This is a genomic window from Rhizobium mongolense subsp. loessense (genome assembly GCF_900099775.1).
Taxonomy (GTDB): domain Bacteria; phylum Pseudomonadota; class Alphaproteobacteria; order Rhizobiales; family Rhizobiaceae; genus Rhizobium; species Rhizobium loessense.
The window spans coordinates 158,127-169,931 of record NZ_FMTM01000004.1 but is presented as its reverse complement, the minus strand read 5'-3'; the positions used below and the strand labels follow the sequence as shown (position 1 = coordinate 169,931).

At 58.6% G+C, this 11,805-nt stretch carries 12 protein-coding genes; 10 read left to right on the top strand and 2 right to left on the bottom strand.

Going from position 1 to position 11,805, the window contains the following annotated elements; all coding sequences use genetic code 11:
- Window positions 1-5: 5 nt before the first annotated feature.
- The 5 genes from bglB to BLP23_RS15725 are packed head-to-tail and all read left to right on the top strand — an operon-like array spanning window position 6 to window position 5,612.
- Complete coding sequence (gene bglB, locus BLP23_RS15745) at window positions 6-1,100, top strand: beta-galactosidase BglB (RefSeq protein ID WP_092585734.1); 1,095 nt, start codon at window positions 6-8, stop codon at window positions 1,098-1,100.
- Complete coding sequence (pglB, locus tag BLP23_RS15740) at window positions 1,097-2,461, top strand: polygalacturonase PglB (RefSeq protein ID WP_092585733.1); 1,365 nt, start codon at window positions 1,097-1,099, stop codon at window positions 2,459-2,461. The genes bglB and pglB overlap by 4 nt, the downstream gene beginning before the upstream one ends.
- Window positions 2,449-3,555, top strand: a complete 1,107-nt coding sequence (locus tag BLP23_RS15735; protein WP_092585732.1) for an ABC transporter ATP-binding protein — start codon at window positions 2,449-2,451, stop codon at window positions 3,553-3,555. The genes pglB and BLP23_RS15735 overlap by 13 nt, the downstream gene beginning before the upstream one ends.
- Before the next feature lies 1 nt (window position 3,556).
- The gene (locus tag BLP23_RS15730) at window positions 3,557-4,552 is read left to right on the top strand and encodes a carbohydrate ABC transporter permease (RefSeq protein ID WP_092585731.1); all 996 of its coding nucleotides are present in this window, start codon (window positions 3,557-3,559) and stop codon (window positions 4,550-4,552) included.
- A 13-nt stretch (window positions 4,553-4,565) separates the two neighbouring features.
- A complete protein-coding gene (locus BLP23_RS15725; RefSeq protein ID WP_208603163.1) occupies window positions 4,566-5,612 on the top strand; it encodes a carbohydrate ABC transporter permease in 1,047 nt (348 codons plus the stop codon).
- Between the two features lie 6 nt (window positions 5,613-5,618).
- Here the strand turns inward: BLP23_RS15725 and BLP23_RS15720 are convergent, their stop codons facing one another.
- Both BLP23_RS15720 and BLP23_RS15715 read right to left on the bottom strand, forming a co-directional pair.
- Complete coding sequence (locus BLP23_RS15720; RefSeq protein ID WP_092585729.1) at window positions 5,619-6,656, bottom strand: LacI family DNA-binding transcriptional regulator; 1,038 nt, start codon at window positions 6,654-6,656, stop codon at window positions 5,619-5,621.
- Window positions 6,657-7,112: 456 nt separating this feature from the next.
- Window positions 7,113-8,192, bottom strand: coding sequence for a D-TA family PLP-dependent enzyme (locus BLP23_RS15715; RefSeq protein WP_407691793.1), 1,080 nt, complete (start codon window positions 8,190-8,192; stop codon window positions 7,113-7,115).
- Between the two features lie 187 nt (window positions 8,193-8,379).
- On the opposite strand from BLP23_RS15715, the gene BLP23_RS15710 reads away from it, so the two are divergent.
- The 5 genes from BLP23_RS15710 to BLP23_RS15690 are packed head-to-tail and all read left to right on the top strand — an operon-like array spanning window position 8,380 to window position 11,793.
- Window positions 8,380-9,222 carry a transporter substrate-binding domain-containing protein gene (locus BLP23_RS15710; RefSeq protein ID WP_092585728.1) on the top strand — a complete coding sequence of 281 codons (843 nt, stop codon included), beginning with the start codon at window positions 8,380-8,382 and terminating at the stop codon, window positions 9,220-9,222.
- A 57-nt stretch (window positions 9,223-9,279) separates the two neighbouring features.
- On the top strand, window positions 9,280-9,942 hold the full coding sequence (locus tag BLP23_RS15705; protein ID WP_092585727.1) for an amino acid ABC transporter permease: 663 nt from the start codon (window positions 9,280-9,282) through the stop codon (window positions 9,940-9,942).
- Window positions 9,943-9,948: 6 nt separating this feature from the next.
- The gene (locus BLP23_RS15700; protein WP_092585726.1) at window positions 9,949-10,608 is read left to right on the top strand and encodes an amino acid ABC transporter permease; all 660 of its coding nucleotides are present in this window, start codon (window positions 9,949-9,951) and stop codon (window positions 10,606-10,608) included.
- 12 nt (window positions 10,609-10,620) lie between these two features.
- Window positions 10,621-11,391, top strand: coding sequence for an amino acid ABC transporter ATP-binding protein (locus BLP23_RS15695; protein WP_092585725.1), 771 nt, complete (start codon window positions 10,621-10,623; stop codon window positions 11,389-11,391).
- A gap of 12 nt (window positions 11,392-11,403) precedes the next feature.
- Complete coding sequence (locus tag BLP23_RS15690) at window positions 11,404-11,793, top strand: RidA family protein (protein ID WP_092585724.1); 390 nt, start codon at window positions 11,404-11,406, stop codon at window positions 11,791-11,793.
- Window positions 11,794-11,805: the final 12 nt, after the last annotated feature.

Genomic DNA, 11,805 nt, shown 5'->3' with positions numbered 1-11,805 from the left:
CCAGCATGAACCCAACATCTGTCGACAATGCCGCCCTTCTTTCGACCATCGATCGGGTCGCGATGGCTTTCAGCCGTCTCAAGGGCATCAGGGAAGGCCTGGTGAGCGCCGGTTCCACCTCGGGGATCCAGTTTGACGAATGGGATTGGGAAGTCGGCGTCGGTCTTTACGGCTTCCTAAGACGCGCGATTTCCACCGATGATCAAAAAGCGCTTCAGGACCTCGTTGCCTGGTACAGCAGCCAGATCCAGCGGGGCCTACCGCCACGCCAGATCAACAGCACGGCTCCGATGCTGCCGCTTGCCATCCTCGTTCAGCATGTCGATCGCCCCGATTTTCGCGCCCTTGTCGAAGACTGGGCCGAATGGTTGGTAAAGGAACTGCCCAAAACCGAGGACGGTGGTTTTCAACACGTCGTCAAAGAACGCCTCAACGAGGGCGAGCTTTGGGACGACACGCTGTTCATGGCCTGCCTCTTCCTCGCGCGCGCTGGCGTGCTTTGCAAACGCGACGAATGGGTCGACGAAGCTGTCTACCAGTTCGTGATCCACACGCGCTACCTGTCGGATCCGGTGAGCGGGCTATGGTATCATGGCTGGACCTTCAATGGACGGCACAATTTTGCCAATGCCTTTTGGGCTCGCGGTAATGCCTGGATCACGGTGGCCATCCCGGAGCTGTTCGAGCTCGTGCCGATGCTAGGGGAGAAGGACCGGCGTTACCTTTCCAATGTCCTTGCCAGCCAGGTACGCTCGCTCAAGGCGTGCCAGAGGCCGGACGGGATGTTCACAACCTTGTTGGACGACCCCTCGTCGCCACTGGAGACGTCAGCGACCGCCGGAATTGCCTACGGCATACTGCGTGGCGTAGATGCCGGCATTCTGGATAGCAGCGACCGGATCTACGCCGAGCGGGCGCTTTCGGCCGTGCTGGCGCGCATCGACGAGGAAGGCGTGGTCCATGGTGTTTCGGACGGCACACCGATGGGCCACGACCTCGATTTCTACAGGCGCATACCGAATGTGCCGACGCCTTACGGCCAGGCGCTCACCATGCTGCTCCTGACGGAAGTCCTTCTGGAGCGCGGTCACCTGCAATGAGCGCGGCGCCTCCAATCTCGATCGTTGCGGCCGGCAGCGACGACACCGCTCGATTGCAAGCAGCGATCGACCAAGCGTCGGTTTCAGGCGGCGGGCGCGTGGTACTTGAGGCGGGTATCCATTTTTGCCGGGGGCTCCAGCTCAAATCCGGCGTCGATCTTCATCTGGCCGCCGGCGCGATCCTGCGTCCGGTCCCGGACTATGACGCGTATGCGCATACGACCGTTTCGGTCATTGCCGAAAGATCAAACCGCGGCATGATCGTCGCCAAAAATGCGCGGCGGATAAGCCTGACGGGCTTTGGCCGCCTCGAAGCCGGTTGCGACAGCTTTATCGTCGGCGACGACAAGACGGTAGGAACATTCATCCCGGCCGATTTTCGACCGCGCGTTGTCGTCTTCGAGGCCTGTGACGGGGTTGAGATCAGTTCCATCCATATATCCCGCTCGCCGATGTGGACGCTGCATTTTGTCGACTGCACGGATGTTGCTGTCAGGGGAGTGAGGATCGAGAACGACCATCGTCTTCCCAATACGGACGGTATCGTTCTCGATGCATGCCGCGGCGCCATCATCGAAGATTGCCTGATATCGACCGCTGACGACGGCATTTGCCTGAAGACGAGTATGGGTCCTGCGGGTGGCGCCATAGGCCAATGCGAAAACATTCTCGTCCGCCGATGCTCGATCCAAAGCTTGAGTTGCGCCCTTAAGATCGGAACGGAAACGCATGGCGATATCACAAATGCCGTATTCGAGGATTGCAATGTCTCGGCCTCCAACCGCGCGCTCGGAGTTTTCTCGCGCGACGGCGGTCGGATATCGAACGTCCGATTTTCGCGAATTGGAGTAGAGTGCCACGAAACGCTCGACGGCTTCTGGGGTTCGGGAGAGGCGTTGACGATCAATGTCGTCGACCGCGTCGCGGCGCGGACTGCCGGGGCGATCGAGAACCTGATCGTCGAAGACATAACCGGCCGAATGGAAGGGGCGATCACTTTGATTTCGACGTCTTGCGCCGGCATTCGAAACATCCGGATGGCGCGCATGAACCTGGTCCAGCAGCCCGGGCAACTGGGCACAGGGCAATTCTACGACCTGCGCCCGACGAATGCGGATTTGGCGCCGCGCGCCGATGGAGACGGCCGTGCCAATGCCTGGACGCGCGGTTCGGACGGACGGGTGATCGGTCTTGAGCGCTATCCGGGAGGAATGCCAGCCGCTTACGTGGCCGGAGTCACGGGTATCTTTCTGGAAGAGGTGCTGATCAAAAGACCAGCACCCCTGCCGCAGGGATGGAACAAGATAGACGTCGCCGTCGACACGGCGACACCTGATGGGAGCAGGGCATGGCAGAACTGAAGCTTTCCACCGTCAACAAGTCATATGGCGCCATCAAGGTCCTGCATGATGTCGAACTTGATATCAAGGATGGCGAGTTCGTCGTTTTTGTTGGTCCCTCCGGATGCGGCAAGTCGACCTTGCTGCGCATCATCGCGGGTCTCGAAGACATAACGTCCGGCGTAATCTCTATCGGAGGGCGGGACGTAGGCCAGCTCTCGCCCGCCGAACGCAAGATCGCCATGGTCTTCCAGTCCTATGCGCTTTATCCGCATATGAGCGTTCGCAAGAACCTCGCTTTCGGCTTGGAGAACCTCAAGTTCAAGCGCGCCGAGATCGAGGCGAGGATTGCCGAAGCGGCCAGGATGCTGGCAATCGAACCCTATCTGGACCGGCGTCCGAAGCAACTTTCAGGCGGGCAGCGCCAGCGCGTCGCGATCGGCCGGGCAATCGTGCGCGAACCGGACATCTTTCTCTTCGACGAGCCGCTTTCGAACCTCGACGCCGCGCTGCGCGTCCAGACGCGAGCCGAAATCACAAAACTCCATCGTGAGATCAAAACCACGATGATCTACGTCACCCATGACCAGGTCGAGGCGATGACAATGGCCGACAAGATCGTCGTGCTGCGCAGCGGACAGGTAGAGCAGGTGGGCGCTCCGCTGGAATTGTTTGATTACCCGAGAAATCTTTTTGTGGCAGGCTTTCTCGGTTCTCCACGCATGAACATCATAAAGGGTAAGGTCGCCGGTATCGGTGAAAGCGGCGTTATCGTCGACGTCGGCAACGGCGGCAAGCTGATCAGCGATGTGGATCTTTCCGGGATCCAGGTTGGCCAGGCAGTGCTTGCCGGCGTCAGGCCTGCGCACTTTGCACGCTCCAGTCAAGATGGGTTACCGTTCGTCGTCCAGTATCATGAGGGTCTTGGAACCGAAACCTATGTCTACGGCAACCTGGAGGGAAAGGACGAGCAGATCATCATTCACGAGGCAGGTCATTTCGCGCCTTCACCAGGTGACCGCGTCCTGATCAACTCCATGCCTGTGCGCGTTCATCTCTTCGATCCCGAAAGCGGCCTGGCGTTTGGCCGGCGGCAAGGCCAAGGGAGGCTGTGATATGACGACGCTCAAGGCAGGTGCGGTCCTTTATCAGGCAGGCGAAACGATCATGCGAGTGGTCGAGGCCCCCGTAAACGGAATGGAGCGCGTGCTCGGCCGCAAACGTATGCCATGGCTGTTTCTGGCACCGAACCTGGTTCTGTTCGGCATATTCACATTCCTCCCCATCGCAATCGCCGTGGGTTACGCCTTTACGGGCGGGACGAACCTGTTCGTGTCGGACCGGCCGTTTGTCGGCTTCGACAATTTTCGCACCCTGCTTGCCTGCGCTGACTATCTGAGGCCGGGGACTTGCCGGGAATCGCTTTTCTGGACGGCAGTGTGGAATACGCTTTGGTTCGTGGCATTCAACGTCGTCGCCACATTGCTCGTCGCCCTGATCACCGCACTGATACTCAATCGAGCAATTGCCGCGCGAGGCTTCTTCAGGGCAATCTTCTTCTATCCGGTATTGCTGTCTCCCGTCGTCATCGGCCTGATCTGGAAATGGTTCCTTGATCGAAATGGGCTGCTTAATGCCTTCCTGCAAATGCTCGGCGTACCCCCGGAAATCTTCCTTCTGGATGTCGGTTGGTCGCGCTTCTTCGTCGTGGTCGTCTCCGTCTGGTTTCACATGGGTTTTTACACGCTCATCCTCCTGGCCGGTCTCCAGGCCATCCCGAAGGAGCTTTATGAAGCCGCATCAATCGATGCAGCCTCGCCGCGCCGCACGCTTTTCAGGATCACGCTGCCCCTGCTGGGTCCGAACCTTCTGGTCGTTTTGATTCTTTTGATGATCAGGTCCGTCCAGATCTTCGACGAAGCCTGGGTTCTTACGAACGGCGGTGGCCCGGGCACCGCCAACAGCTTTATCGTGCAATACATCTACCAGATGGCTTTCAGCAGCGATCTGCGTCTCTTCGGCCTTGCATCCGCGGCATCGGTTCTCATGGGATCGGTGCTCCTGGTACTGACGCTGATCCAGCTGCGCCTTGGCCGGCGAATGGAGTCATAAAATGAATAGCCTTATGAATCCCATCAGGTTTCTCACGCGCACGCGCCGGGCCGGACGCATCGATATGACCGACATATTGTCATGGATCTGGCTATTTACCGGAACCCTTGCGGTGCTTGTTCCCGTTGTCTGGGCGGGCCTTTCCTCGCTGAAGCCGGCGGCTGAGATCACCCGGTTTCCGCCGACGCTGCTTCCCCGCGCTGCCGTCGAGCAGACTGTACCCGGGTTCGACAAGCCGCTTAGCCTTTGGCAGGTCACCATTGACGGTGAGAAGCGCGAAATGGCGATGGTCCGCCGTATCGGCCTCAAAGCCCAAATGGTTGACCCCGTCAGTCCGGAAAAGCCCGTCAGCGTCGATGTAAAGAGTATCACACCCGTGCAGCGGTTGACCGTGGCCACACAAAACTACGCCGATCCGTTGACGCGTTTCAACTTCCTGACCTTCCTCAAGAACTCGGTCTTTGTCACGTTCGTCGCAACGGTTTTGACACTCCTGGTCAATGCCATGGCAGCTTTCGCATTGTCGAAATACCGGTTTCGCGGCGACAAGACGGTTTTCGTGATCATCATTTCAACCTTGATGATCCCGCTCGCCGTCGTCATGGTCCCGGCATATCTGGTGGTCGTTGGTGTTGGTCTTGCCGATAACCTGTGGGGCGTCATCCTTCCGACGATCGCCTCTCCGACAGCCGTGTTTTTGCTGCGACAATATATGCTGACGATTCCCGATGAACTTATTGAGGCGGCACGCGTTGATGCGGCCAGCGAATTTTGCATCTTCTGGCGCATCATTCTGCCCCTGACGGCACCCGCCTTGGCGGTGCTGGCGATCTTCTCCGTTCTTTGGCGCTGGAATGATTTCCTCTGGCCGCTTATTGTCCTCAATAGCCGCGAGAATTTTACGCTGCAGGTCGGCCTGAATGCATTTCAGGGAGAATTCTCGGTGCAGTGGCATTACATCCTTGCGATGACTTTTCTCAGCCTGCTCCCTGTGACGATCGTGTTCGTGTTTCTGCAGAAATACATCACCACAGGTATCGCCGGAACCGGGATGAAGTGATCCCGGTCAGCGTGGCGGCGCGATGCTGCCACGCAAAACGAGATGGCATCCCAGTTCCAGGCGGTGGGCCGGCCGATGCGGATCATTGGCGATCAGCCGCTGTTCGATCAAGGACAAGGCAGCAGCCCCGAGCCTGTCGGCCGGAACACTGATTGTCGACAATGGCGGACGGCTGAACTCGCCTCGGACGATATCATCGAATCCCAGCACGGAAATCGCCTCCGGCACGCGAATGTCGCGATCGGCCAATGCCTTCAGGCATCCAAGCGCCAGGTTGTCGGCAGCGCAAAAAATCGCGGTCGCCCCTCGCATTTCAGGATCCTGATCAAGCAGCGCATTGATGGCAGCCTCGCCATGCCTGGGTTCATATCCTTCAGCTTCAAGGATCATGCCCTCCAGAACAGGAAGCTGCGCGGCAAGAAACGCGTCGGAAAAGCCGTCATATCGGCGCTGGATCGTCGTTCGGCCCTTCCAGGTCAGGTGCAGAATTCGACGATGTCCAAGCGCGAGCAGATGGTCGATACCCAACCGTGCTCCGAAGCGGTTTTCCGGCGTGACCGTATCGACCAGCATGGCCGGATCTTCGCCGTTTATGATGACGACGGGCATGTCGGCAGAAGCAAGGCTTCGGATGAGATCCGGCTGATCGTCGTTCAAGATCACGATACCATCAGCCCGCTCCGAAAGCGCAATCTGCCTTACCTGATTGCCATCGATTCTCCGGCCGGTGCTGACAAAGGGTACGGTTCTAATCCCGCGTCGCTCACATTCCTTCCGAAGGCCGTTGAGGATCGTCCAGCTCACCAAGTTGAGGTCACTTTGCGGAGCGGCATCGTCGGGAATTGCAAGAAGCAAGACGCGCAACGCCGCGATTGTCGCCCTCTTCCTTCGGCGTTCGAGATAACCCAGACGCTTTGCTGAATTCAAAACCCTCTCACGCACTTCGATCGTAAGCGGGGCGGTTCCGTTCAGGGCGTGCGAGGCCGTGCTGAGAGACACTTCCGCATCGCGCGCGACATCTTTGAGATTGACTTTGCGTTCCACTTTTCCGTCACGAGTTCTAATCGCGCCTTCGAAGGCAGGTGAGCTAACTCAATGTTTTTACATAAAAACTTTCAAAACGCCATGTGTATTATGCCAATAATTTGCGAGATCTTCGTCGAAGATCGACCGCAAAGCTGCCGCAACGGATCTGGTCGCGGCGACCTTTCGGACGCCGCACGCTTTGGCGAGCCGGTCTTCCGTCGCTGGTTGGGTTGGCGAAGGAAGTCGAGGAATGCCTGGCGCCCTTCGATCTCTGTTTCGTCACGAGACATGGATTAAAGCGCCGACGCGAGTGTTGTGGCGCTCGTAGCCGCGATATTGGCGCCATGCCCTCCTAGATCGGTATGCTTGGTTGAGCCCCAACATAGGAAAGGACGGCCTCGTGAGGACTTGAAACAAGAGGCTTGGCTTTGGGAAGGATGCGCGCATCAGGCGACGTCGTGCCCCGCCAGTTTATCAAACAATTTTTCCACGCGCGACGACAGGCCAGATTTCCGGTCCAATCCGATCGCCACTCGTCACCATGACCGCATCAACCATATTGGTGACGACGCAGACATGATTTGGCACGATCCGCACGTTGTCGCCGACCGCAAGGCCGATCGCGCCCGTGCTGACCAGCCTTCCATGCTCTTCCGAAAGCTGGTCGATCGTAACGTCGTCGCGTCCGAGCACATGACCGTAACCTGCAAGGCCGAGCAAGTCTGAGGTCAGCGTCTTGGAACCGGCGTCGATCACAGCGCGATCCGGCGCGGGAACGGAGACCACCGTGGCGAGCACGTTCAGTGCACAGTCCTCCCAACCGCAGACACCACGCGCCACGAGCGATCTGTCGTTGTAGACGTAGGTTCCCGGGCGATACTCCGTCGTTATCGGGGACCGGGCCGCATGCATCATGGATGGCGTACCGCCTGAGGAAACAACCGGAACGGTCAGTCCCCGCGCATTGATGCGGCTCGTGGCCTGCCGCATGAAACGTTCGACCTGCGCCTCGCCGCCTGCCGGCGGATAGGTCATCAGCCCGCCGAAAACGAGGCCGGGTGCCGCCTGAATCGCGACAGCCAGGTTCTCCGCCTCCTCGACCGTCGCGACGCCGCAGCGGTCCGCGCCCGTATTGCATTCAACGAGCACCGCCAGCGGCGCAGGCGCGCCATGGAAGGCCGCCGAGAGCCCGTCGACGACGGCGCGGCTATCGGCGACGACAGACAGATTTACTTTTCCGGCCAACGCCTTGAGACGCGCCAGCTTGGCCGCGCCTATAATGTTGTAGGTGATCAGGACGTCGCGTATGGCGTTGCTGCCGGAAACCATCGCCTCGGCTTCGGAAACCTTCTGGCAGGTGACGCCGATTGCGCCCGCTGCAAGCTGCATCTCTGCGACGGCCGGCAACTTGTGTGTCTTGATGTGCGGGCGCACACGCAGACCGTGCCTGTCTGCATAATCCTGGAAGCGCTGGATGTTCCGCTTGGCTATGTCGAGATCGATAAGCACCGCCGGCGTGTCGATCGCCGTCAAATCTTTAGATGAGAAGGGCATGGGAGCCTCGCAGAACGGTATGAGGAATGCTGCACTGCCGGAAACCTGTCGTCAATCGACGCTTCATCTTTATGGCAGAGCCTATTGACAAGTCATTCCTCATACCTCTTGATATGTCAATCCAATAAGACAGACAGATGTCCGCTATATTGGATTATCAGAAAAACGGTCAATCAAGGGGAACACGATGACCAATTCCTTCCTCGCCGGCACGATGTCGCTGGCCGTCGCCACTGCTCTGTTTTCTACGCCCGTCCTCGCCGATGGCAGCAAGCTCGACGAAGTGCTTGCCCGTGGCCATCTTGTCCTTGGCACAGGCAGCACCAATGCGCCCTGGCACTTCAAGAGCGCAGACGACAAGCTTCAGGGCTTCGACGTCGATATGGGCCACATCATCGCCAAGGCGCTCTTCGGCGATCCCGAAAAGATTGAGTATGTGAACCAGTCCTCCGACGCCCGCATCCCAAACATAACGACCGGCAAGGTCGACATCACCTGCCAGTTCATGACGGTTACTGGCGAACGCGCTCAGCAGATCGCCTTCACCATCCCTTACTATCGCGAAGGTGTGGGTCTGATGCTCAAAGCGGATGGAAAATATGCCGATTATGCCGCACTGAAGGCGGCTGGCTCGTCTGTCACTGTCTCGGTCCTGCAAAATGTCTATGCAGAGGCCATGGTGCATGCTGCTTTGCCGGAGGCCAAGGTGGATCAATATGAATCCGTGGACCTCATTTATCAGGCGCTCGAATCTGGACGCGCTGATACCGCTGCGACAGACCAGTCGTCGCTCGCCTGGTACATGACGCAAAATCCGGGCCGCTACAAGGATGCCGGCTACGGCTGGAGCCCGCAAACCTACGCCTGCGGCGTCAAGCGCGGCGATCAGGATTGGCTGAACTTCGTCAACACCGCCCTGCACGAAGCCATGACCGGCGTTGAGTTCGACGCTTACGCCAAATCTTTCAAAACCTGGTTCGGCAAAGACCTAACCCCGCCTCAGATCGGCTTCCCGGTCGAATTCAAATAACAGCCGTGTGGAGCGGGACCCGTTTCCCGCTCCCTCAGCCTCAGGGGAAGGCACGCCATGGGTTATACTCTGAATTTCGCGGCCGTTTGGCGTAACTTCGATTTCCTGTTGAACGGGCTCGCGCTTAGCCTTGGCCTTGCGGTGATCTCGATCCTGATTGGAGCGGTTATCGGTCTTTTTTCGGCCTTCGCGCTAACGTCGAAGAACCGCTATGGGGTCGCAGCAGCGCAGGTCTATGTCACGGTGATCCGCAACCTGCCGATCCTCGTTCTGGTGCTATTTGCCTATTTCGCGCTGCCGCAGATGGGCGTCCGTCTCGATAAATTGGAAAGCTTCGTGCTGGTTCTGTCCCTCTATTCGGGTGCTTATCTCGCCGAGGTGTTTCGGGCCGGATTATTGTCAATTCCGGGAGGTCTGACCGAAGCCGGGCTCGCCATCGGCCTGACGGGGATGCAAATCCGCAGCTCCATCATCGCTCCACTGATGCTGCGTAACGTGCTGCCGTCGCTGTCTTCAACGATCATTTCGCTCTTCAAGGACACTTCGCTCGCCGCCGCCATCGCCGTGCCCGAGCTGACATTTGCGGCCCGCAAGATCAACGTCGAGAGCTTCCGCGTCGTGGAAACCTGGATGGTCACGTCCGCCCTGTATGTCGCAACCTGTTTCCTCATCGCCGCCTTGATGCGTTTCGTCGAGGGCCGTCTGGCCCTGCCGAGGTAAGCCCGGATGTCTCACACTTTTCTCGAACAACTCTGGATCGCCCGATACGTCATCATGAACGGCCTTGCCATGACTGTATCGATCTCTTTGCTGGCCATCCTCGCGGGTTCCGTACTCGGCGTTTTCGTCGGCTTGGCGCTCGTCTACGGCGGCGCAGTTTTGCGCTTAGTGGTCCGCGCCTATACGGATGTTATTCGCGGCACGCCGGTGCTCGTGCTCGTACTGGCCAGCTATTACGTCTCCTCCGCCGCCGGAGTTGATCTCGGGCCGTTTTCGGCAGGTGTCCTCGCACTTGCGATCTTCTGCTCCTCGCATGTCGGCGAAATCGTGCGCGGAGCCCTTCAGGCAATCCCCAAGGGACAGACCGAAGCCGCCAAGGCGATCGGCCTGACCTTCACCCAGACCTTCACCTCCGTGCTATGGCCACAGGCCATGCGCCAGTGCTTGCCGTCCTGGGTGAACACGGCAGCCGAGATGGTAAAGGCCTCGACCCTGCTCTCTGTCATCGGTGTGGCGGAGCTTCTCCTGCGCACGCAGGAGATCATCTCCCGCAATTTCATGAGCCTGCAGTTCTATTTCCTGGCGGGCGCTCTTTATTTCATCGTCAACTACGGCATCGAGCAGTTCGGCAAATATGTCGAGCGCAAGACCGCCCTGCCGTCCTGAAGAGGCTCCCCAATGGTCAAGACCATTCTCGACATCAAGGGTCTGCGTAAGACCTACGGCATCCACGAAGTCCTCAAGGGCATCGATTGTAGCGTCCAGGAAGGCGAAGTCATTTCTATCATCGGATCGTCCGGCTCTGGAAAGACGACTTTGCTTCGCTGCATCAACATGCTCGAAGAATTCCAAAGCGGCACGATTAGGCTGGACGGTGAGGAGATCGGCTATCGCGTCGAAGGCGTAACCCGGCGCCGCAAAAGCGAGAAAGAAATTGCACGCCAGCGTGCGCTGACCGGCATGGCGTTTCAGCAGTTCAATCTCTTCCCCCACATGAGTGCGGCTGAAAACATTATGCTTGGCCTCGTCAAGGTGAAGAAAATGACGAAGCCGGAAGCCCGCGCCATTGCCGAAAAGTGGCTCGATCGCGTTGGCCTCGCCGCTCGCATGAACCATTATCCCGGTCAGCTTTCCGGCGGCCAGCAGCAGCGCGTCGCGATCGCCCGTGCCATCGCCATGTCGCCGCGGCTGATGCTGTTTGATGAGGTGACCTCTGCGCTCGACCCCGAACTGGTCGGTGAAGTGCTTCAGGTCATCAAGAGGCTTGCGGCCGACGGCATGACCATGCTGCTCGTCACCCACGAGATGCGCTTCGCCTACGAAGTTTCCTCGCGCGTCATCTTCATGAACCAAGGCGTCATCTGCGAGGAAGGCGACCCGAAGAAAATGTTCGTCAGTCCGAAGACAGAGCGGCTCGCTGAATTCCTCAAAACCTCAAGTTTCAACTAGAAGAGAGATCCAATGACAATCAAGCGTTACGGTGCTGGCGAAACCGGGGCCGGCGGACAACCGCTGCCCTTTGCCCGGGCGACGGAAGCAGCAGGCTGGCTCTATGTCTCCGGCCAGGTTCCTATGGAAAACGGCGAAATCGTACCCGGCGGTATTGTCGCACAGAGTCGCAAGGCGATCGAGAACATGATCAGTATTCTCGACGAAGCCGGTTACGGTCTGGAGGATGTCGTGCGCGTTGGGGTCTGGCTCGATGACCCCCGCGATTTCTGGAGCTTCAATGGCGTCTATGCTGAATTTTTTGGCGCGAATGCACCGGCACGCGCTTGTGTTCAGTCGCGGATGATGGTCGATTGCAAGGTAGAAGTCGATTGCGTGGCCTATCGCGCCGATCGCGCCTGACAGCAACTCCGG